18 protein-coding genes are annotated in these 23,792 nt (G+C 39.4%); 4 read left to right on the plus strand and 14 right to left on the minus strand.

Going from position 1 to position 23,792, the window contains the following annotated elements; all coding sequences use genetic code 11:
• Positions 1 to 115: 115 nt before the first annotated feature.
• Entirely contained in the window at positions 116 to 544 is a 429-nt protein-coding gene (locus HORE_RS07490) for a divergent PAP2 family protein (RefSeq protein ID WP_012636370.1), read from the plus strand.
• A 71-nt stretch (positions 545 to 615) separates the two neighbouring features.
• On the opposite strand, the gene HORE_RS07495 is transcribed toward HORE_RS07490, so the two are convergent.
• The 7 genes from HORE_RS07495 to ptsP form a co-directional block, all read right to left on the minus strand.
• Positions 616 to 2,052 (minus strand): tRNA nucleotidyltransferase/poly(A) polymerase-related protein, encoded by a 1,437-nt coding sequence (locus HORE_RS07495; protein WP_012636371.1) that lies wholly within the window; start codon positions 2,050 to 2,052, stop codon positions 616 to 618.
• A 2-nt stretch (positions 2,053 to 2,054) separates the two neighbouring features.
• Entirely contained in the window at positions 2,055 to 4,253 is a 2,199-nt protein-coding gene (locus HORE_RS07500) for a cell division protein FtsA (RefSeq protein WP_012636372.1), read from the minus strand.
• 390 nt (positions 4,254 to 4,643) lie between these two features.
• Positions 4,644 to 6,626 (minus strand): transketolase, encoded by a 1,983-nt coding sequence (gene tkt, locus HORE_RS07505; protein WP_012636373.1) that lies wholly within the window; start codon positions 6,624 to 6,626, stop codon positions 4,644 to 4,646.
• A 98-nt stretch (positions 6,627 to 6,724) separates the two neighbouring features.
• Positions 6,725 to 9,871, minus strand: coding sequence for an alpha-mannosidase (locus tag HORE_RS07510; protein WP_012636374.1), 3,147 nt, complete (start codon positions 9,869 to 9,871; stop codon positions 6,725 to 6,727).
• 156 nt (positions 9,872 to 10,027) lie between these two features.
• Positions 10,028 to 11,386 (minus strand): PFL family protein, encoded by a 1,359-nt coding sequence (locus HORE_RS07515; RefSeq protein WP_012636375.1) that lies wholly within the window; start codon positions 11,384 to 11,386, stop codon positions 10,028 to 10,030.
• Between the two features lie 61 nt (positions 11,387 to 11,447).
• Positions 11,448 to 11,717 carry an ACT domain-containing protein gene (locus tag HORE_RS07520; RefSeq protein ID WP_012636376.1) on the minus strand — a complete coding sequence of 90 codons (270 nt, stop codon included), beginning with the start codon at positions 11,715 to 11,717 and terminating at the stop codon, positions 11,448 to 11,450.
• 16 nt (positions 11,718 to 11,733) lie between these two features.
• Positions 11,734 to 13,452, minus strand: coding sequence for a phosphoenolpyruvate--protein phosphotransferase (gene ptsP, locus HORE_RS07525; RefSeq protein ID WP_012636377.1), 1,719 nt, complete (start codon positions 13,450 to 13,452; stop codon positions 11,734 to 11,736).
• A 230-nt stretch (positions 13,453 to 13,682) separates the two neighbouring features.
• On the opposite strand from ptsP, the gene HORE_RS07530 reads away from it, so the two are divergent.
• The 3 genes from HORE_RS07530 to uppS all read left to right on the plus strand — a co-directional run bounded on the left by HORE_RS07530 (position 13,683) and on the right by uppS (position 15,565).
• On the plus strand, positions 13,683 to 14,354 hold the full coding sequence (locus HORE_RS07530; RefSeq protein WP_012636378.1) for a protein-L-isoaspartate(D-aspartate) O-methyltransferase: 672 nt from the start codon (positions 13,683 to 13,685) through the stop codon (positions 14,352 to 14,354).
• A 155-nt stretch (positions 14,355 to 14,509) separates the two neighbouring features.
• Positions 14,510 to 14,905: a hypothetical protein gene (locus tag HORE_RS07535; RefSeq protein WP_012636379.1), complete on the plus strand. Its 396-nt coding sequence runs from the start codon at positions 14,510 to 14,512 to the stop codon at positions 14,903 to 14,905.
• A gap of 15 nt (positions 14,906 to 14,920) precedes the next feature.
• Entirely contained in the window at positions 14,921 to 15,565 is a 645-nt protein-coding gene (uppS, locus tag HORE_RS07540) for a polyprenyl diphosphate synthase (protein ID WP_012636380.1), read from the plus strand.
• A gap of 4 nt (positions 15,566 to 15,569) precedes the next feature.
• Here the strand turns inward: uppS and HORE_RS07545 are convergent, their stop codons facing one another.
• From HORE_RS07545 to HORE_RS07575, 7 genes are all read right to left on the minus strand, one after another.
• Positions 15,570 to 15,836: an HPr family phosphocarrier protein gene (locus HORE_RS07545; protein WP_012636381.1), complete on the minus strand. Its 267-nt coding sequence runs from the start codon at positions 15,834 to 15,836 to the stop codon at positions 15,570 to 15,572.
• Between the two features lie 247 nt (positions 15,837 to 16,083).
• Positions 16,084 to 16,944: a DMT family transporter gene (locus HORE_RS07550; RefSeq protein ID WP_012636382.1), complete on the minus strand. Its 861-nt coding sequence runs from the start codon at positions 16,942 to 16,944 to the stop codon at positions 16,084 to 16,086.
• 327 nt (positions 16,945 to 17,271) lie between these two features.
• Positions 17,272 to 18,273 carry a LacI family DNA-binding transcriptional regulator gene (locus tag HORE_RS07555; protein WP_012636383.1) on the minus strand — a complete coding sequence of 334 codons (1,002 nt, stop codon included), beginning with the start codon at positions 18,271 to 18,273 and terminating at the stop codon, positions 17,272 to 17,274.
• Positions 18,274 to 18,349: 76 nt separating this feature from the next.
• Entirely contained in the window at positions 18,350 to 20,395 is a 2,046-nt protein-coding gene (locus HORE_RS07560; RefSeq protein ID WP_012636384.1) for a methyl-accepting chemotaxis protein, read from the minus strand.
• A 199-nt stretch (positions 20,396 to 20,594) separates the two neighbouring features.
• Positions 20,595 to 21,449: a carbohydrate ABC transporter permease gene (locus HORE_RS07565; RefSeq protein ID WP_012636385.1), complete on the minus strand. Its 855-nt coding sequence runs from the start codon at positions 21,447 to 21,449 to the stop codon at positions 20,595 to 20,597.
• A complete protein-coding gene (locus HORE_RS07570) occupies positions 21,449 to 22,318 on the minus strand; it encodes a carbohydrate ABC transporter permease (RefSeq protein ID WP_012636386.1) in 870 nt (289 codons plus the stop codon). The genes HORE_RS07565 and HORE_RS07570 overlap by 1 nt, the downstream gene beginning before the upstream one ends.
• A 23-nt stretch (positions 22,319 to 22,341) precedes the next feature.
• Positions 22,342 to 23,640 (minus strand): ABC transporter substrate-binding protein, encoded by a 1,299-nt coding sequence (locus HORE_RS07575; protein ID WP_012636387.1) that lies wholly within the window; start codon positions 23,638 to 23,640, stop codon positions 22,342 to 22,344.
• Between the last annotated feature and the right edge of the window lie 152 nt (positions 23,641 to 23,792).

A 23,792-nucleotide genomic window follows, 5' to 3' on the forward strand; every position in this document is an offset into this window, starting at 1 on the left:
ACAGGGTTAACTGCACCCGTAATTAACACCTTTTATATACAAAACACCTTGCAATAGGAAAATTTTTTTTATACAATTAAATTTGTTTAAAAAGTGATTCTTTAGAGGTGTTATTATGAGTTTGCTTGAAATTTCCTTGCTTTCACTATTTATAGCCCAGGTCTTAAAAATCTTTACAACTCTGCCACCTGACTTTAGCCGGATTATAGGTTCAGGAGGAATGCCAAGCTCCCATGCTTCCTTTGTATCTACTCTCTCCACTACAGTAGGGTTGAATTACGGGTTTGATTCCGACCTCTTTGCAATTGTTACTGTTTTTTCATTAATAATAATATACGATGCCGGTGGTGTCAGACGGGCCGTTGGCGAACAGGCCAATGTTCTCAACCATTTAATAAAACACCTGGAACTGGGTAAACTCGGCAAAGAAAAAAAAATAATTAAAAAAGACCTCAGGGAGTTAATAGGCCATACTCCCTTTGAAGTCCTGGCTGGTACAATATTAGGTGTTTTCATTGCCCTCATAAATTATTATTATCTTTAATCCTAATATACCTAACTTTACTTAACACTATATTGTCAATAATATATTAACAAAAACATAATATCACAAACCTATAATTCCTCTTTTATATATTTCTCCAGATAATTTATAGCCTCTTTTCTGGTCATAACTTTACCGTTTGCCTGGGCTTCTTTAAGCTTTTTTAATAAATATCCAATGACAGGCCCTTCCTCAAGGTTAAAACAACTCCTTATTTCCTCCCCATTTAGCAAAGGGGTAGTTGTTAGCTTTTTGACCCGGTCTCCATATAATAGCAAACCATTAATAAACTCCCTGTAGGCTTTTATTCTAACCGGCTCTGAATTGCTGCCAGTAAAACTGGCCAGAGACAGGAGACAAACATCAAACCCGTCTCCGCTTAATTCCAGCCAGAAACGGGTTTTATCCAGGGGTTGTAATTTCTTCTTTTGAAATAAATAATACGGATAGTCATGATAACAGATAAGCTGTTTCACATACCTCCGGCACTTTTTGCCCATCCTTAAATCCAGTAATATTTTTTCAACCATCCTGCCCCCCTGCCTATCAGGGGTGTATTTAGCCCTGCTTTTCATTCGACTACCCTTAATGTTACCAATATAGAAAAAGAAGGCGGCTAATTTAAGGCAGGCCAGCCTGTCATCTTTAATTCTATCTCTATAAAAACCCTTACTAATGTAATCTTCAAGGCATTCAAGTGTCCTGATTCCCAGATTCCAGGCATCCAGATTCCACCCCTTACCTGACCCCTCTTCAAGTGTTTTTTCTTTCATTCTTTTAATAACAGGAATAACATAAGAAAAGAGATTAAAATTATCTTCTGCATATTTAACTACTCTTGCCACCCCGGGGTTTGATAATATCCTGCTAAATTCATAACCAATCCGTTCCCTGGCAATTTTCCTGATAAGGGGAGAGGCCCTGTGAATCAGGTTCTCAGTATCTTTTTCAATTAAAAATCCTAATTCTGATTTAAACCTGAAAGCCCTTAAGAGACGAAGTGGGTCCTTGATAAAAACTTTGTCATCAGTAACCCTAATAATACCCTTCTCCAGATCAGTCCAGCCACCAAAGGGGTCTATTATGTAATCATTTATATATTCGGTAATTAGATATGGCTCTTTATTACCGAAATTACCGGGAATATCCATTACATTTACCGCCATAGAATTAATGGTAAAATCACGTCTGGATAGATCTTCTTTCAGGGTAGACCCCACCATTTTAGCAAAATCATAAATATACCCATCAGCAACCACCCGGTAAATATCCCTTTCTCTATCCAGAGGTACAAAAGAACCCCCTGTTTTAGAGCTGAAATCCAATGCTACTTCTCTAACCCGTTCTTTTAAGACAAAATCAAAGTCCTTTAGATTTCTCTGAAGCAGGATATCCCTGACAGCACCCCCGACGAGATATAATTCCTGCTGATATCTGTCATGGATATCCCTTAAGACAGGGAGTATCTGTAAGACAGGGAAAATCAGTTTATAATCTTTTGTAAACACCTTTAATACAAACCCCCTGGTCCAGTTTCATTACTTTTCTGTTTCCTGTCAGAATCATTTAAAGCTATTTCAATACTGTCTCCATTCTTGATCTGGGTATACAGATTGGCCCTTTCCCCATTTACTTTAACTATAAAGTTTTCTTCAAAATTGGGAGTCACTTTATAATTAATATGCTCCAGGGCATGTTTCAGGTTTAAAGAAGCCGGTTGACATGTGATGGCATCTCCGTCTTTTATAGTATAATCAAAGTCTACCTTTCTACCATTACATTTTACATTCCATCTGGAAACAGGAATCTCCAGTTCAGAACTATTGAAGGAGATTTTAATCCGGTCTTTTATCCCCATAAGTTTACATAATTCCCGTATTGTTGGTTCTAAAATGGGTTTTACAGTGGTTAACTCCATTCTATCTTCCAGGGGAATATCCAGATCAACCGGCTTTCCTTCATGTAAGATTAGTATATCCCCTTCCGGTATATAAATAACCTTTCCATTAAAGGTAACGGTTTTAGCATGGTTTAAAAGTTCCTGACGTGGTATCTCCAGTATCTGAGATACAGCATCCCTGACTGTCTGTAATTTTTTGAATTCGATATTTCCACCATCTATAATAGGGGTATCATACTCTACCAACCTGCCATTCTGATAAATATGGGGTTTAAGTTTTACCTGATTGCCATTTACAATTATTTCAACAGGCTTTAATTCCGGGACAATATCCCCTATAAGACCTGAGGCATTTTTACCGTCCTGACCGGGTTCAAATATAATCTCATCACCGGAAGAAATAGGAGTCTCCAGATTAGCTTCTTCCCCATTTACCAGAATATGGGCCGGTTTACCCATCTCACCCTTTATAACTTTCAGTTCACCATTAACAGTACAGGTTAAACCTTTACCCGGTCTACCATTTATCCTCTTTATATCTACCTCTGCTGCCAGCAGGGCATCAGTAACTGAGGGTTTATTCAACGTAAACAACTGGACAATATTGTTATTAACCTGTACTTCGAGGAAATTAGCCTTGTTGGTGTTCTGGTGAGCAGTCACCCCGATACCAATGGGTGTTACTGCCTGGGGACTGCTGACACCATTTACCGTCCCGGTTACTTTATTAATATCACTGCTTTCCCGGATCCCAACCCGTTCTGGTGGTAAATCCAGTCGACTGGCCAGCTCCTCCTGTAACAAGGGGATAAGGCTGCCACCACCGATACAGATTACTGCCTGTGGTGGTTTATTATTTATCGACATAATCGCTTCACATATCTGATCAGCTAGACTTTCAATATGAGGTTTTAATATATCTAAAGCTTCCTCTCTTGTTATAACAACATCCTGGCTTAAAAAATTCCTGATTTTTATTTCCACTTCTCCCTGACTAATTTCACGTTTTATTTTTTCACCAATATGATAATCCAGGAGATAATGTTCTGCCAGGGCTTCAGTTATTTCGTCCCCCGCCACAGGGACCATAGCATAACCTATCATCCTGCCACCTTTGGTCAGGGCAATATCAGACGTACCGGCCCCGATATCTACTAAAGCCAGGTTGAAATTAAACATTTCTTTAGGAATAACAACATTTGCAGCAGCAATAGGCTCCAGGGTCAGATGATCAACTTCCAGGCCAACTTGATTGACAACTGTTAACAGTGACTCGATAACAACTCTGGGTAAAAAGGTTGAAACCAGTTCTACTTCTATTTTCCTGGCCTTCTGACCTACCAGACTCCCGATAAAAAGGTCATCCATGGTGTATTCAATGACATTATAACCAACAAAGTGGTAATCATGGGGATTAGCAGTCGGATCTGAAGCCGCCAGTTCCTCCTGGGCCTTTTGAACAGCAGAAAACTCAAGGGCCTGGACATCTTCCCGGGTAACCAGTTTTTTTGTATTAAATTCCATACTCTGTCGATAGGTTGCTGTCTTGAGAGCCCTACCGGCAGCTGCTATGGCTACCTTTTTGAGACTGAACCCCAGCTCCTCCTCAAGTTTATCCTTGACCTTTCTCACCTGTCGGGCTACTTCTTCAACATTATGTATCTGACCATCGAGCATTGCCCTGTTTTCATGTTCAATGGCATAAGAAGCGATTATTTCATAAAAAAATCCTGTATATTCTAAAACCAGTCCGATAACTGTTCTTGTCCCTATGTCCAGGGCAAAGATTATGTCGCCCTTTTTATCCACAGATTTCCCCTCCCATAGATACTTTTTTTCAAAGTATGGCTGGCCATTATTTACTACATCATAATAATTCAAAAGTTAGTAATAAATTGATTGCTTATAACAATATTCGACCAATAAAATAATAATCCTGCCTTATATTGGATAAATATTTACCCTTTTTATATTCCTTTTTGTATTCATTTATATATTTCTTTTATATATTCCTGATTTAATTAAATCTTTCCATAACTTTTAATTAATATATAACATAAATTTTTGATTACAAGATTTAAATAACACCATAATCTTATCTCCAGTTAAAAATTCTCTGCATATAATAAAACCGCCGGAAATACCGGCGGCCTTCAGTTTATCTATTCTCAATACATAATAACAGGATAAATCTGGTTATTACATTCTGGCCAGGATATCAGAAGCAATCTTTTCAGCATCAAATCCAAGCTCACGGGCCACTTCCTCCCCGGGACCACTCATACCGAAATCCTCAAGGCTTACCACATGGCATTTATGACCTAATAGACGGTACCAGCCATTTCCGACTCCAGCCTCCAGGACTACCCTGAAAGTATCCTTACCGAGGACTTCTTCTATATATTCTGTACCCTGGTTTACAAATTCCCGCCGCTCAGGTACAGATACTACCCTGACCTCTTTACCTTTTTCCTCAAGCAGTTTAGCTACCTCTACAGCCAGGGAAACCTCACTACCACTGGCCATAAGGACAGCATCGGTTCTATCTCCTTTTTCCTTGTGGACAATATAACCACCACGTTTGAATCCTACGATCCCCTCTTCTTTTTCAATATGGGGCAATCCCTGTCTTGTCAGTACCAGGGCTGTAGGTCCATCGGTCCTCTTTACAGCCTCAAGCCAGGCTGCTTTGGTCTCTTCGGCATCAGCCGGCCTTAAAACTTTGAGATTCGGTATCACTCTCAGGGCTTCAACATGTTCGATAGGCTGGTGGGTAGGACCATCTTCTCCTACATATACAGAGTCATGGGTAAAGACATAGATTACAGGCTGTTTCATTAAGGCAGCCATTCTGATAGCAGGCCTCATGTAATCTGAGAAGACTAAAAAGGTAGCACAGAAGGGCCTTACCCCTTTGTGGAGGGATAACCCGTTTACTATGGCTCCCATAGCATGCTCCCTGACACCGAAGCGGAAGTTACGCCCATCAAAGCTGTCTTTCTGTATCTCTCCATATTTATCTAAATAGGTCTTATTGGATGGGGCCAGGTCTGCTGAACCGCCGACCAGGTATGGTATTTCATCGGCAATTTTTCTTAAAGTCTCCCCTGAAGCCTTCCTGGTAGCCACGGGGGTTTTTATCTCAAGATTATTGATTATTTCTTCTAAGTCTCCGGGAAGCTCGAGATTATGGGCCTTATCCCATTCTTCTTTCAGGTCAGGGTTTTCTTCAGCCCATTCAGTAAAGGCTTTTTCCCATTCTTCACGTTCTTTTTTGAGCTTTTCGGTATGGTCCTTAAAGAATTCTTTTACCTCATCCGGGATATAGAATTCCTTATCTTCAGGGAAACCAATATTTTTCTTTAATCCCCTTATCTCTTCTTCACCCAGTGGAGCCCCGTGGGCCGAACTGCTCCCTTCTTTGGTAGGAGCCCCGAAAGCAATTTTAGTTTTAGCAATTATTAAACTGGGTTTATCATTTACCTCCTTAGCTTCTTTAACGGCCTCTTCCAGAGCCTTAAGGTCATGGCCGTCTACCCCTTCAATGACATGCCAGTTATAGGCCTTAAATCTATCAGCTACTGATTCGGTAAAGGTTATATCGGTACTACCCCCGATGGAGATTTCATTGTCATCATAGATAGCAATCAGTTTACCCAGGCCAAGGTGTCCGGCCAGGGAAGCGGCTTCAGATGAAATTCCTTCCATCATACAACCATCTCCGAGGAGGGTATATGTATAGTGATCAACTATGGTATGTCCTTCGGTGTTAAAGCGCTGGGCCAGCATTCTTTCGGCAATAGCCATTCCTACAGCATTGGCAAAGCCCTGACCCAGAGGGCCGGTTGTGGTTTCAACACCGGGGGTTTCTCCATATTCGGGATGTCCCGGGGTTTTGGAACCTAACTGACGGAATGATTTAAGGTCATCGAGACTAACTTCAAAACCGGCTAAATGGAGTAATGAATATACAAGCATGGAGCCATGGCCTGCTGAAAGGATAAACCGATCCCGGTCAGGCCACTCCGGCTGAGTCGGATCATATTTCATAACCTTCCCATAGAGCAAAGCTCCTATATCAGCACATCCGATGGGAAGACCCGGATGACCAGAGTTTGCTTTTTCTACTGCATCTGCTGATAATCCTCTGACAGTATTGGCAACTTTTTTTAACAATTTCATTACCTCCCTGATAATTTAATTAATAAAAACTTAAGATACTTAAGATATTTTTTTATCCTTAAATATTGTATATGTTTTCATTTTATTTGTCCAGTAAATCAGGTTACATCTATCTTAAAAGTTTTAATTTCATATGGATTAATCTCAAATGAAAATCTATTTCCCCTAACCCTGATCTCAGAATTATTATCAAGGGGTTCTTCCATGAGGTCACATTCAATTACCCAGTTCGGGGGTTTAAAAAATTCAATGGTAACTTTACTCTTCTGGCCATATGACTCATAACAACGAATAATAATCCCCTGACCTTCTTCGGCAAACTTAAGGGTTTCCAGGACAACATTATCACTATCCAGATTAACAAAGGAATGAGAAGGTGGTAAAATATTTTGCCCTTTAACATCTATTACAGTTAGCCCTTTCAGGGGCTCATTTAAATAATAACCCTGCTTAATGGTCCCTCCTTCCCTTAAATCCCCAACATGGGGAAACAGAGAATAGGTAAAATTATGAATACCAAGATCAGCCTCAGGATCAGGAAATATACCTCCTTTTAATAAGGTAATTCTCATAATATTATCTTTAATATCATAACCATATTTGCAGTTATTTAACAGACTTACTCCATACCCATATTCGGAAAGGTCAGCCCATTTATGAGCAGGTACCTCCCAGCGGGCCCGGTCCCAGGAAGTATTCCGGTGAGTGGACCTTTCTATACTGGCTAACCCAATATCATAGGTCGCCCTGTCAGATTGAATATCAAGAGGAAAGGCTGCTTTTAATAACATCTGCCGTTCCTGCCAGTCAACCTCTGTTTTAAAATCTATCCTGGGGATACTATCATAAATAATAATTTCCTGTGTGATTTTTGACCTGTTAAAAGCCTTTTTTATAACAAGGGACCTGTAGACAGGACCATTCTGACCGTACCCAATCTCCTCAACATCCTCTACATTATACTTCTTATCTTCAGAGATCCTGATATCCCAGACATCGAAGTAGGTAGATTTATCCTCAAATAACTGAAGATTATTCCCCTCTTCACCTTCAGGAATAAGATCCCTATCAACCCTTTTATCATATAATGTTGTCAAATTACCCCTGTCATTAAACTCGAGGTAAAAATACTTATTTTCTAAAGAAAATTTCTTATCTTTCTTTTCATAAACATGGTCCAATTGAGACCCGTCTCCATGACTACCCATTATTGCCTCTTCATCATAAACACTGTTTATCCTATCCCCGTTTTCATCATCTTCAAATACCGGGGTGTAACATTTATACCCAGAAGGAGGTATATTTTCTGCAACAAAATATCCATAATCTCCCTTCCATTGAACCGGAAGGATTTTACCATTTTCATCTCTAACTACACTAAATTTCTGACCCTCATAATTTATCTCAACCAGGTCAGTCCTTTCCCAGGAAAGGGTATTAAAGACTACTATGCTATCACCATCTGTATTCACATTTTCAAAAATACCCTGAAGAGAATCTGTAACTACCTCTTCTCCGATAGCCTCAACCTTTTCATAATCTTTAAGGGCATCATCAACCACTCCCCGGATACAGGAACCAGGCAAAATATCATGGAATTGATTCTTTAAAATCAGTTCCCATCCCTGGTGGAGTGACCGGTAGTCCACCTCATGGCCCAGTAAAGTACTGATAACAGATAATAATTCAGCTTTTCGATATAGCAATTCAGAATGACGGTTTTTCTTTTTTAATATAGCCTGGGAAGTATAAACACCGCGGTGTTTTTCTAAATAAAGCTCCCCTCTCCAGTGTGGTAGTTCCGCATCATTAAATAACTCCTGAAGATGGTCTTCCACCCTGGAAAATTTACAGTCAGGTAAAAGGGGAATCTCTGAGGTTGCCTTTAACCTTTTCATCATCTCTTCCGTTATTCCACCACCGCCATCACCGTAGCCATAAAGATATAACAGGTTATTGGCTTCTGCTTTGTTCTTAAAATTATCCCAGCAATTCAGGATTTCACGGGGTTCTATCTCACCCCCGTATCCCCGGGGCAGAAGATAACCATAAACTTCACTACCATCAACACCCTGCCAGACAAAGGTATTATAGGGGAATTCGTTGGTATCATTCCAGTTCAATTTTGTAGTTATAAAATAATCCAGGCCCGATTTTTTCAGGATCTGGGGCAAAATAGCACTAAAACCAAAACAATCAGGTAGCCAGCAGGTTCTCGTTCTGATTCCAAACTCCTTTTCTAAAAACTTCTTTCCATAAAGGATCTGTCTTATCAATGACTCCCCGGAAGTAAGATTGGTATCACTCTCTACCCACATTCCACCAATGGGCTCCAGCCTACCTTCCCTTACCTGCTGCTTTACTTTTCTATATAAGCGGGGGTAATTGTCCTTAACATATTTCAACAACTGGGGCTGGCTCTGGACAAAAAACAGGTCATGATAACGCTCCATTAAATCTACCGTGGTTGACAGGGTGCGTTTGCTCTTGCGTATCGTTTCTTTAAGGGTCCATTTAAAGGCCAGATCCAGGTGGGAATGGGCAGTAAAGACCAATTCTCCCGGGTGTTTATACTTTTCCAGACGGGACAGGCCTTTTTTTAAAACCTGGAGGGCCTCTTTGATTGAATTTACATAAACTCCCCTGTTATCGGTATGAAACTCAATCTCTTTTAAAGAATCCTCTAAGGCCTTCCTTAACAGATGTTCTTCCTCCCGGGATGAAATAACATTCAGTAAGTCCTTAATAACACTTAAAAAGTAATAATATTCATCAACTAATTCATTGAGAACTACCAGGTTGACTTTCTTAAAGAAATGACGGGGGTATTCCCGCCCATGAAAACGGGGGTATTTTACATAATTATGAACATCATAAGTAGCTTCAATTAAAATATCGTACTCTGCTTCTGCCCTCTCAGACAGTAATATTAACTCTTCATTTAACCCCCTTTTCAAACTTCCGTTAATATAAATGGCACTCTCGCCCCCGATATCCACCTCAAGATAAATTTTCTTTCCGATAAGTTCCCGGGGAACCTCCACTTTTCTGGTAAAATAAAAGGTTTTACCGGTATTATCCCATTCATCACCAGGGTTTATTGTCCCTGTCCACCCGGTTTTTTTATAACACCCGGGCTTTATATACTCTACCTCTTCCATCTTCCAGTTATCCAGGGGTAGTCTATAGTCAAAGCGGCTTTTATTAATATCACGGATTAGTAAATCGAGATAGTCAGGTTCCATCACCATCACCTGCCTAATTGGATTTTATTATAAAAGAATTTATAATTTTAGTATAAAAATTATATTATAATTGATTTTTATAATAATTATTCAATAATGGGAGTTTTAAAACACAGTAAAAATAATCAGTTATAAAAACCCTGAGCTTATTCAGTATTAATTTTTCAGGCTATGGATGGGAGCCGGTATCCGTCCTCCACGACCGATAAAAGCAGAGCTGGAAAATTTGCTGACATCCATTACAGGGGCGGTCCCTAAAAGCCCACCAAATTCAACCTCATCCCCTACATCTTTACCGGGAACAGGTATAATTCTAACAGCAGTGGTTTTATTATTTATAACCCCGATAGCAACTTCATCGGCAATTACTGCCGAGATAGTATCAGCCTTGGTGGACCCGGGAACGGCTATCATATCGAGTCCCACCGAACAGACACAGGTCATGGCCTCAAGCTTTTCCAGATTCAGGCTTCCCCGTTTTACGGCCTTTATCATTCCAGCATCCTCACTTACCGGGATAAAGGCTCCACTCAACCCGCCAACATGGGATGATGCCATTGTCCCTCCTTTTTTAACAGCATCATTTAATAAGGCCAGGGCAGCGGTAGTTCCCGGGGCCCCACAGCTCTCAAGGCCCATCTCTTCTAATATTTCAGCAACACTATCCCCGACGGCAGGAGTAGGAGCCAGTGACAGGTCTACAATACCAAAGGGAACATTCAGGCGTTTTGAGGCCTCCCGGGCCACCAGCTGGCCAGCCCTGGTTATTTTAAAAGCCGTTTTTTTAATTGTTTCCGCCACTGTATCAAACTTCTGTCCTTTAACCTTCTTCAGGGCGGCCTTAACGGCACCTGGTCCACTTATCCCTACATTAATAACACATTCGGGCTCACCTATTCCGTGAAAAGCACCAGCCATAAAGGGATTATCTTCAGGAACATTGGCAAAAACAACCAGTTTAGCACACCCCAGTCCTCCCTTGTCCCTGGTTTCCCGGGCTGTTTTCTTGATAATCTTACCCATACGGGAAACAGCCTCCATATTGATACCGGCCCTGGTGGTGGCTACATTAATAGAAGAACAGACCCGTTCTGTATTAGCAAGGGCCCGGGGAATAGAGTTTATAAGTTTTTTATCACCAGTTGTAAAACCTTTGTGAACCAGGGCAGAAAAACCGCCGATAAAATCCACCCCGACTTCACCGGCAGCTTTATCAAGGGTTTCAGCAAATTTTATAAAATCCTCTTCAGAGGAGGATTCAGCTACCAGCGATATAGGAGTAACAGCTATTCTCTTATTTATTATGGGAATACCATATTCAAGTTCAATATCCCGGGCTACCTCTACCAGGTTACCGGCATATCTGAGAATTTTATCATAAATATTCTTTCTGGCCACCTCACCTGATGGATGGGCACAATCTCTTAACGAGATGCCCATAGTAATTGTCCTGATATCTAATTTTTCTTCTTCAATCATTCTGATAGTTTCCATTATTTCATATGGGTTTAACATTTAATCCCTCCTTATTTCTTCTAAGCGCCAAACCCGTTTAAATTTAAAGAAAACCCCTACCCTAGATCCGGTGCATAGACTTAAAAATATCTTCATGCTGAAGTTTTATAGAAACACCAAGGGATTTACCTTTATCATCAAGTTTATCTTTTAATTCCTCAAGTGAGGTGTTAAGCCGGGAGAGGTCGACCAGCATCATCATGGTGAAATAATCCCTTAAAATCGTCTGACTTATATCGAGAATATTAACCCCACAATCGGCCAATACCTGGCTGACCCCGGCAATAATCCCGATCTTATCCTTTCCAACAACGGTAATAATGGCCTGCATTTTAATATATCCTCCTTTAGTCCTTTTTTACTTCCGACAGATAATCTTTAACCTCGCCTGCCGTTTTCAGTTTCAGGGTATTTTTGACAACTTCACGGGCTTCAGAAATAGTCCACCTGGCTATTTTTTCTTTAATATTTAAAATTGCAGGGATATTGACACTGAATTCATCTAATCCTGCCCCCAGTAAAAACGGAATGAGTAGTTCATCTCCTGCCGCCTCGCCACACATCCCCACCTTGATCGATTCCCGGTGGGCTGCTTTAATAACATTATAAATCATTCTGAGAACAGCTGGATAGTAGGGACTATAAATAGAAGCTACCTGTTCATTTGTCCTGTCTACCGCCATCATATACTGAATCAGGTCATTGGTTCCTATACTAAAAAAATCAACCTCCTGGGCCAGAATATCAGCCATCAGGGCTGCTGCTGGCACTTCAATCATGAGACCTGTTTCCATATCTTTAACATATTCCTTACCTTCAGCTTCCAGTTCCTGCTTCGACTCTTCTAAAACATGATAGGCCTTTTTTAATTCTTCAAGGGATGATATCAAAGGAAACATTAACCTTACATTACCATGCTTACCAGCCCTCAATATCGCCTTAAGCTGGGTTTTAAATAAATCCTTTTTATCAAGACAGATCCTGATTCCCCGGTAACCGAGGAAAGGGTTCATCTCCTCAGGGAGATTAAGATAAGGTAGGTCTTTATCTCCACCGATATCCAGGGTCCTGATAATAACCGGTTTCCTGTCCATTTTTTTAGCTATCTCTAAATACAGGTTGTATTGTTCTTCTTCATCAGGGAGACTATCCCTGTGCATATACATAAACTCAGTTCTAAATAACCCTACTCCCTGACCACCATTATCAATAACTGCCCCGACCTCTTCCGGAGAACTAATGTTGGCAAAAACCTCTACAGTAACCCCATCCCTGGTAACCGGCTTTTTAAATTTATATTTATTTAGCCGTTTTTTATCTCTGGCTAACCTGTTTAACTTCATTTTATATTTATCTAGAGTAGCCTTATCGGGGTTAAGGTAAACCTTACCGGAATTTCCATCAACAACTATCATTTGACCATTATGTACTTTTTTAAGAAGCTCCTCTCCAACCCCTACAACTGCAGGTATCCCCAGGGACCGGGCAATTATAGCTGTATGGGAGGTCTTTGAGCCTTCAGCTGTAACAAAGGCCATAACCCTGTCCAGATTAATATTAACAGTATCCGACGGGGCCAGATCACGGGCCACAATTATTGATTCATTACCAATATCCTTATTAAGATGATCTTTTTTGTAATTTACCAGGATTTGGAGGACCCTGGTCCCGACATCCTGGATATCAAGCTTTCGCCCCTTCATATACTCATTCTCCATTCTGGAGAAGAGTCTTACATAATGGTTGATAACTTCTTGTACTGCAGTTTCAGCCGTAACCAGGTTGTTTTTAATCTCATTTTCTATTTCAGGTATAAGTTCAGGGTCATTAAGAAGTTGTAGATGGGCCCGGAATATATCGGCTTCATCCTCTCCGAGTTCCTTTCTAACCTTATGTTCCAGTTTAGTTACTTCCTTTTTTGCTTTTTCCAGGGCATCATTAAGCCTTTCAATTTCCCCCTGTACTTCATGTTCATCTATATTTTTTTCAGTAATATTAAACCCACTACTGTTTTTTATATAAACCTTGCCTATTGCTATTCCTGGTGAAGCCCCTATTCCATTCATATTATCATATCACCCCTTTAAAACCAGCACTCATCCAAATATAATTTAAGTAACCAAACAATTAAATTTAAGGGAGTTTTCTTATCTGATTTAATTTCCATTATAACATATTAAGCATAAACTGACCACAATCATTAAAAACTAACATTACAGTATAAGCAAACAGGAAAATTATCAAATAATAAGGAAATATATTTTAACATCTATTTATAATAACCGGGGTGATAAACATGTTATGGTCCCAAAACCAGGCTTATACTCCCGAAGAAATGATAAAAAAACACCTTAAACCCAGGGGGATAAAAAACAAACTTGTTTTAAAGGCGATGAGGCAGGTTCCCCGCCATGTGTTTGTTCCTGAAAAGTTTAAGGCCATAGCCTATTATGACCGGGCCCTGCCTATCGATAAAGGTCAGACCATAAGCCAGCCTTATATTGTAGCTCTTATGATCCAGACACTAAATCCCAAAAAAAGCCACCGTATTCTGGAAATAGGGACCGGTTCTGGCTACGCAGCTGCCGTCCTATCTCATATTGCCAGACAGGTTTATACAGTGGAAAGAATAGAACAGCTGGCCAACCGGGCCCGGGAATTATTTAATAAATTAGATTATAGTAATATTGAAGTTAAAGTTGATGATGGGAGCCTGGGGTGGTCTGAAAAAGCACCATTTGATGGAATAATAGTCTCCGCAGGGGCTCCGGCTATACCTGAAACCCTTACAGAACAACTTAAAGAAGGGGGTCGGCTGGTAATACCTGTCGGAAAAAGAGGAGGACTCCAGTATTTAACGGTAGTCACCAGGGACAAAAATGGAGAAATAAATCAACAAGAACTGGAGCCGGTTCGTTTCGTACCCCTCATTGGCCAGGAAGGCTTTAAAGAAAATAACCAGGAATAGTTATTTAATCAGAACTAATAGTAAAAATAACCACAAATAATAAGTGAATAATATGTAGTAAAACAGTGCATTATAACAATTGAGTTAATTGAGTCATAAAGTCAATATATGAAATACATAAGGCAAGGATAATTCAGGGCCAGGAGGATTCATTCATGCTATATTTTAACTATACAGTCGGCTTTTTAATTGCATCTATTCTTCAGGGGGCCATTATTATTCTGGGTGAAATACTCAACCTCTCTAAATTCAAAATGACACCCGGTCTTGATTCCATTCTTATTTACCTGATTATAGGCCAGATGGCAGGTTACCTTTTAATGTATCTTATGACCTTTAAACCAATACGTCTTATAAACCCCTGGCTTCTGGGGACAATCTATGGCATTTTTTTATGGTATTTAATTTCTTCTTTTGTCTCTACTTTCGGAATATTACCTTTACCGTGGACTACTGGGATTAGCACATCCCTTGTGTCTCTTCTGGCTTTTATTGTTTACGGTCTTATCGCCTGTTTTACAATAAAAAAATATACCAATGTCATGGCCTAAAGGGGGGAAAACTTTATGAGAATTCCAGACCATATCGGAGTTATACCAGATGGAAACCGACGCTGGGCTTTAAGTCATGGTTTAACCAGGGAAAAAGGCTATGCCAGTGGCCTTAAACCGGGTCTTGAAGTTTTTAAATTATGTAAAAAAGTGGGGGTTAAAGAATTAACCTTTTATGGGTTCACTATGGACAACACCAAAAGACCGTCTACCCAGACAGAGGCCTTCACAAAGGCCTGTATTGATGCTGTCGAAATGTTATCCCGGGAAGATGCTTCCTTACTGGTAGTAGGAAATACTGAATCCCCTAAATTCCCCAGAGAATTACTTAAATACACAAGAAAACGACATAAATTTGGCAAGGGGGGACTGAAGGTTAACTTCCTTGTCAATTACGGCTGGCACTGGGATCTTTATAATCTCAAACAAAAGAAAGTTAAGAAAAGTAAGTTACAGAAATACTTGAATTCCAGTGATATTTCAAGGGTAGATTTAATTATTCGCTGGGGTGGCAGGAGAAGGCTGAGCGGTTTTCTGCCGGTCCAGTCCATCTATGCCGACTTCTATGTCATTGACGATTACTGGCCCGATTTTAAACCTGAACATTTTTATGAAGCCCTTGCATGGTATGATAAGCAGGATATAACCCTGGGTGGATAAAAAATCAACTTTTTACAAGACCGGCTTGAAAGAAATCAATTAGTTCCTGACGGGCCTTTTCTTCATCAGGCCCGTCTATTTTCAGGGTAATTTTGTCACCCCTCCTGATTCCCAGACTCATTACCCCCATAATACTTTTTCCATCAGCCCTGAGGTCCTTAAAAATAATTTCAATATTACTGCGATAACTATTTGCCTTTTTAACAAATTTTGATGCAGGCCTGGCATGTAATCCCTCTTCATTTTTTACCTTAATATGCTCTGTAATCATTAACTTAAACCTTCCTTTTTATATTAAGTTTATATTAAGTTTATATTAATCTTATGTTCTAAACTATATTTTTCGATAAACTTCTAATACTATCTATAGTAATTAAAATAGCCCGAAAATATAAAAAGTATGTATACCCTGAATTAATAAATCCGGGGTGTAGTAGATGAAAGCAACAGTAATTTTCCAGCTGGAACCGGAGATTAATTTACCAAATTTACATAATAATAAATTTATAAATTAATTTTTAGTGACTACGAATAAAGGTTACCCGGTAAATACCACCCAGAATAAATACCCCCCCAATAATGTTTGAAAATGTAATCACTTCATTTAACAGTAACCAGGCGAATATAGTTGTAAGTACAGGCTCCCCGAGTATAGCAAGGGATACAACTGTAGATGAAACCCTCCGTACCGACCAGTTTAAGAGGGAGTGTCCCACCAGGGTAGGACCGAGGGCCAGGCCTATAAAACACAAATAATTAATAGTACCATACCCGGTCAACGGGAGGTCTAATACTAAAACAATTATTCCCAGAAAAAGAGTGGCATAGGAATAGACAACATAGAGATATGGGAAATAATCCAGCTTTTTTCGCAGACTTCTACCGGCAAAAAGGTAACTGGCTGCAAAAAAAGATGCACTTACAGCCAGTAAATCTCCGATAACCCTTGAAAATAATAATTCCAGGTCACCGTAACTAATAATAATACTACCCACAAGGGCCATAACAATACCAATAAGAACCCCTTCCTGCATATCTTCCCTGGCAAATAAAAACTCAAGGAGTAATGTAAACAGAGGCTGTAAGGCAATAAATATAACTGCACTGGCCACACTGGTATACTCAAAGGCAGTAATCCATAAAATAAAATGTCCGGCCAGTAATAAACCCACCAGCATAGGCCGGTAATCTAAAAATATCTTCCAGTTATTATACTTAAGAAAAAAAACAGGTGTCAGTATTAAAGCACTGAGAAACATTCTATAAAAGGCTACAATTAATGGTGGTGCAGTGGCTACTTTAATTAATATGCCTGAAAATGAAAGGATAACAACTGCAATACCAAGGATTAAGTATAGTCTCTTCTCTGTCTCAGACATTAAGAACCTCCTTTACTTCTTACATTAATACAGAATAATTTTAGTTTGTAATCTAAAAAAATAACCAATTGTTAAATAAAACCAATTGTTAAAACCTTATTATTTAGATATACAAAACTCTACTTTATTCTTCTGCACAAAAGCCTCAACTCCTCTAAATAATAATTCTGAAAAAAGAAACCTCCTGACAAATGTCAGGAGGTTGAGGTTATAGTTTAGAACATTATTTAATTTTTACAGACCAACAGAATTTCATTTTTATAAACCAATAGAGGTTTCCAAATATGGGTTTTATTTTATCTAAATTCAGGATTACTTATGATTAATTTAAGCTGACTCTCTCACCATTAACTCCGGTGGTAGTAAGACATGTTTATCCTTGACATTTTCACCATTAATCAACTTAATAAGAAGATTTAAAGCCACCCTTCCCATCTGCCGGCTGGGTATTTTTATGGTACTTAAAGGAGGTTCAATAAATTCCCCCAGCTTAATACCATCATATCCCATAACCGCTATATCTTCCGGTATTGAGAGGCCTTTTTCCTTCAGAGCCTTTATAACCCCGAAGGCCATCAAATCATTGGCTACAAAAATAGCTGTAAAATCGTTCCTCTTTTCCAATAACTTTAGAACAGCAGAATAGGCCCCCTCTTCGGTAAAATCAGCATAACAGACTAGATTTTTATCAATGGTTAAACCGTAATTTTCCAGGGCTTTTTTATAACCTAAATACCTGTATTTACCGGCCACCAGGTCGGGAGACCCGGCAACAGTAGCTATTTTTTTATGACCGGACTTAATCAAGTATTCCATTGCAAGATAGGATCCCCTTATATTATCAGTTTCTACCCAGTAAACATCGTCTTTATCCATGGGATTTCCCAGAAACACAAAGGGAATTTCCTTTTCTTTTAAGTATTTAATCCTGGGGTCATCGATTTTTGGTTCAGTCAAAATTACCCCGTCGACCGTATTTTTGTTTATAACCTGACCAAGGTTTTGAATTTCCTTCCTGGCAAGATTGGGGAGGGTCAGGCTATATCCCTTTTCAACAGCTATTTCTCCTATTCCCTGGAGGAATTCCAGGAAAAAGGGGTCAGCTACTGTTCTGGGGAAAGTTGGTAGTACAACCCCTATTATATTGGTATTCTTTTTGGCCAGAGCCTGAGCAACCTGATGGGGACGATAATTCATTTCCCTGGCTATCTTAACAACCTTTTTTCTGGTTTCTTCATTAACCCGGGGATCATTACTCAGGGCCCTGGAAACCGTTGATTTAGATACTTTGGCAGCTTTTGCTATATCTTTCATTGTTATTTTATCCATAGATACCACCCAGAATATTATACATAATTTTACTAAAAAATTCAATTAAATATATTTTGATAGTGTTAACAACATTTTATTTCAATATAAATTTACTTACCAGCATCTCCAGTTGATTAGCCATAACCGAGAGGTCATCAGCTGCCTCCGAAATATGTTTAACAAATCGGCTGTGTTCCTTATTCAATTCAACAGCCTTTCTGGTCTGGCTGGCATTATTTTGAGCTATTCCATTAATTTCATCGATAGCACTGGCTACATTCCTGGTACCCTCTAGCTGTTCTTCAATATAGGTGTGTATCTCCTCAGACACGTGTTTGGCATTGGTTATTACCTGCTGGATCTCATCCAGAACATGTTTTGCACCGGTAACATCTTCTTCACTATTATTAATAAGCTGACTACTTTTATCCATTGATTCAACAACACTCTTCATGGCTTCATTGATTTCACCAAAGATATTATTAACTTCTTCAAGAAATTTATTTGATTCATCAGCCAGTCTTTTTATTTCCTCAGCCACTACGGCAAACCCTCGACCGGCCTCACCGGCCCTGGCTGCTTCAATAGAGGCATTTAAGGATAGCAGGGTTGTTTCTTCATTGAGGTAGTTGATAGCTTCAATTATGTTATTTATCTTCTTAACCTTCCCTTCCAGGGAAGCCACCCTTGAATTGGTTTTCTTAACTTCTTCCATTACAACCTGCATATTTCGGGATACCCTGTCCATAACCTCCAGACTCGTATGGGACTTGTTATAGGCCCCCTCTATCGAATCTATAATCCTCGTAGAACCCTGGCTTACATTTTTAGCCTGTTTATTGATATCACTTAAAAGTTCAGTAGTTTTACTGATCTGTCGGGCCTGGGCTTCGGTCCCATTTGCTATTTCCCCACTGGCCGCAGCCACTTCCTGAGAAGCCTCACTGGCTTTACTCGAATTTTTGGAAAGACCTGTTGACATCCTGAGGATATCCCGGGAGGACTCGACCAGGCTTTCTACCATCTTTCGCAGATTTGTAATCATCTTATTAAAATTATCTGTTAATACCGCCAGCTGATCTCCAGTTCCAGTGGTAACAGTCTGGGTTAAATCCCCGGCAGCTACCTTTTTTGTTGCTTTAGTAATTTTATTAAGAGGTACTGTGATACTCCTTGATATAAGACTGATTATTATAAATGATATAATAGTAAACAGTGCAGCAGACATAAGTGTTTTAATTAATAAGTTATGTTTTGTAACATTCACATGACCCTGGGAGGCCATCAACACAAAATAACCGATTGGTTGACTGAAATAATCTTTAAGAGGGATATAATTTATTAGATATGACTCGCCCCCTATTGTCTTCTTATCGATCAGGTAATTAAGGGAAGCTTTGTTGTTAAATTGTTTTCTCACATCTTCAGTAATGAGGTTTATATTTTTAAGACTTTCTGAGGATACATTTCCCAATACAAGTTTTTTGTTACTGTATAACTGCACAGAAGTTCCTGTATTTTTGGCCAGGTTATTCAACAACTTAATGTTAATATACTGGCTAACAATAACTGCTCCGAGATACTTATTACCATCCTTTACTCCACAGATAGCATTCAGCTGTATATTAGAACCATTACGGGTCAGAAATGGTATAGCTATTCCCTGTTTAACCAGCATAGAGAGCATATTTGCCGTTTTACTTTTATCCCGTAATCCTGTAACTCCCGTCGCTGACACTACTTTAAAGTCCTGATCCCTTAACTCAATACCACCAACCTGTAGTTCCTGTTTTAACTCAGAAAGAATATCATCATTACCTGATCCCCTGAGAAGTTTTTTAACCTCCTCCAGCCTGGCAATAGTCTTACTATAACCGGTATATTTACTTTTCGTCTCTTCCAGCATACTGTGAACCACATTATAATTCTCTATTAGCTTCTCTTTCTGCTTGCTACTTACATAATTTGAAAAAGTATTTATAGACTGCCAGGAACTTAAAGCAACTATAGAAATAATCAAAATTAAACTGAAAACCATCAGGCGTTTTCCAATATTAATCCTTGTTAAAATCTTAATAAAGAAAGATTCTAATCTTCCGAAAATTGCTTTTAATAAGTAAAAAATCCGGTTGTTTGTCATCACTACCTCTCCTACTCCCCTTAAATTTTAATTATTAAGACCGGACTACTCTCTTTGAACAGACAGACCATCCCCTGGTTTTTACCTGTATTAACTTATACCCATATTTAATATAAAAAAAGGTAAAAAACCACCTCCCTCTATACTAAATTTAATTTAATATAAGCACGTCTGACATTTTTATCTTTTTATAACATAATTAACCTTTAACTGAACCAGCCAGAATACCTCTAACAAAGTACCGCTGTAAAGTAAAGAATATTATCAAAGGAACAATCATAGAAACAAAGGCAGCTGATGTTAAGAGGTGCCAGTTCTGACCATAGGAACCAACCAGACTTGATAACTTAACAGTAAGTGGAGCTACCCTGTCAAAGCCACCAAGGTATATTAAAGCCACCAAAAGGTCATTCCAGACCCACAGGAACTGGAATATAATCAGGGAAGCAATGGCTGGAACTGATAACGGTAACGCCAGTTTATAAAAAACAGTCCAGACAGAAGCCCCATCTATATAGGCAGCTTCAAAAAGGTCCTGGGGTAAAGACTGGAAGAAATTATGAAGCATAAATACAGCAAATGGTAGGCCATAACCAGTGTGAACCAGCCATAATCCCACAAAGGAACCCGACAGGTTCAGGGTATTATATAATTTTAAAACAGGTATAAAGGTCATCTGGAGGGGTACTACCAGTAGACTTACAATTAAACCATAAAAGAAACTTCTACCTTTAAAATGTAATCTGGAAAGGCCAAAGGCTGCAAAGGCAGCAACTGCAACAGGTATAAGGGTTCCCATAATAGTTATCAAAAAACTGTTTCTAAAGGCCATAGCCATTCCACCCTGTCCCAGTACCTTCTGGTAATTTTCAACAGTAAACTGGGTAAATTTAAGGGGACTGCTTAAAACACTCCACCATCCAGTTTTACTTACATCCTGGGCTGGACGGAAGGAAGTAATCAAAAGCCCCAGTGTTGGTAAAATCCAGACCAACATAAAGACTATAATTACAATGTTTAATATAATTTTAGGGGTTGCTTTCTTTAAATTCATTAGCTTTCATCCCCTTTCATCCGCTTCAGATTCATGGCTATTGCTGGAATAATTAGCATAAACAGAACTACCGCTATGGCACTTGCCCTGCCATAGTTCCGGTACTGGAACATCTCTTTATACATCCTGTTGGCAATAACCTCTGTTTTAAAGTTACCATTGGTCATTACATATACAATATCAAAGATTTTGAGAACATTAACAACCATGGTAGTAGCTACAACGGCGATCGTTGATTTCATTGATGGGATAATGATGTGACGAAATACCTGCCATTCATTAGCTCCATCAACTCGCCCGGCTTCCAGTAATTCTTTGGGTATACCTTTATAGGCCGCTGATAATATAACCATACAGAATCCGGTCCAGATCCAGATACCGACAAAAATTAAAGCCAGGTTATTAAGCCATGGCCCCTGTATTAGCCATCCTTTGGGCTGAAAGCCAAAAGTAACTAATATCTGGTTCAACAAACCGATCTGGTTAATTCCTGGCGGACGATAGGTATATACGAATTTCCAGACAACACCGGCTCCAACCATGGAAATGGCCATGGGCATGAATATAACCGATTTTGCCAGCTTTTCATATTTTATCCTGTCTACCAGGATAGCCAGTATTAAACCAAATCCAACTGTACATAGAGTAAAAACAATCAACCACAACAGATTATTTTTAAAAGAAATCAACATGGGCCGGGATGTAAAAGCATAAATAAAATTCCTTAACCCGACAAAATTCTCTCCCGAATTATCCATAAAACTGATAACTATAGTATGCAAAGACGGATACAACAAATATACTGTTATGAAAAAAAGGGCGGGCCCTACGAAGAGGGCCACCCATAATTTATTTCTTTTTTTATCCATTACTGACTTCCCCCTAATATGTTTTAGTCTGTAGTTTTTCCGGAATCGTAGGCATCATCAGCAACAGATTCGATATGTTCCAGAACACTGTCAAGATCCTGACCTCCAACATAATCCATTACACCCTGCCAGAAGGCACCAGAACCAACAGCCTTGGGCATCAGGTCAGAACCATCAAACCTGAATACATCTGCTTCCCTTAATCCTTTAGCGATATTCTTCATTAACTCACTGGAGTATACATTGAGGTCAATCCGTTTGTTGATACCGATTTTACTACCAACAGCCCCAATCCAGACCATCTGGGCTCCAGGAGAGGCGAGATATCTCATGAAAGCTCTGGCTTCAGGAGTATCATTAATCATACCCATCATATCAGCAGCACCAAGAACCGGAGTCCCTACTTCTTCGTTGATTGGGGGAAGAATGAAGCAGTTGTAGTCTTTACCGGCAACAAGGTCTGGATTATTATCTGTAATAAATCCAGTGATAAAGCTAGCCTGACGGTGCATATATGCCTGTGGAGGATTGGTGAACAGTGGGTTAGCAGCATCACCAAAGTTAGTAGCTAATACAGCAGTAGGTCCTCCCCAGGTGAATTTAGGATTACGGGCAATTTTACCAAAAATTTCAAAGGCTTTTTTAACCCTTTCGTCAGTCCAGGGAATATCGTGATTTACCCACTGGTCATAAACTTCAGGACCGGCTGTTCTTAACATAATGTCTTCGATCCAGTCAGTTCCAGGCCAGCCACTGGCAGCACCGGATTCCAGACCGATAGACCATGGGATATCACCTTTAGCAACCATGTTGTTCATTAATCTTTCCATCTCATCCCAGGTCTTGGGAATATCATAACCTTTAGCTTCAAACTGTTTCGGATTATACCAGACTAAACTCTTAACATCTGCAGAAATAAAAATTCCATATAGACCATCATTGTAGGAACCTAAGTCAATCCATGTCTGTCCGTAATCTTCCCTTAAGGTATCCATATCAAGAACTTTCCTCAGGTCAACCAGATGACCTTCAGCAGCAAGTTCTTTCATATTACCGGGATTGGGAAGGGCAACAATATCAGGCGGGTTTCCTGCTTCCAGACGTGTTGTTAACAGAGTGGGCAGGTCCCTTGTTCCTTCAAACTGAACATCAATTCCGGTTGCCGTTTCAAAAGTTTCAATAACCTTTTCAAAGGCATCCCTTTCATGGCCTCCCCAGACTCCCATAATTGTTAAAGTCTTGTCAGCAGCTAAAGCTGTGGAGGCAAAAGCCATTACAGAAACCAATACCAGGGTTAAAACTAAGGTTAAACCTTTTTTCACAATTAACTCCCCCTTATGTTTAATTTATTTATAAAAAATATGTGCAACCGGTTGAAATAAGAAGTTTTTTAAAAACAACCGGTTGTAAAATTAGGGGTTATATTCTTATATGGCTTATCCCTAATTAATATATTATACATATTTTTTAAAAA

Origin of the sequence: Halothermothrix orenii H 168, from assembly GCF_000020485.1 — a bacterium.
Lineage (GTDB): Bacteria > Bacillota > Halanaerobiia > Halanaerobiales > Halothermotrichaceae > Halothermothrix > Halothermothrix orenii.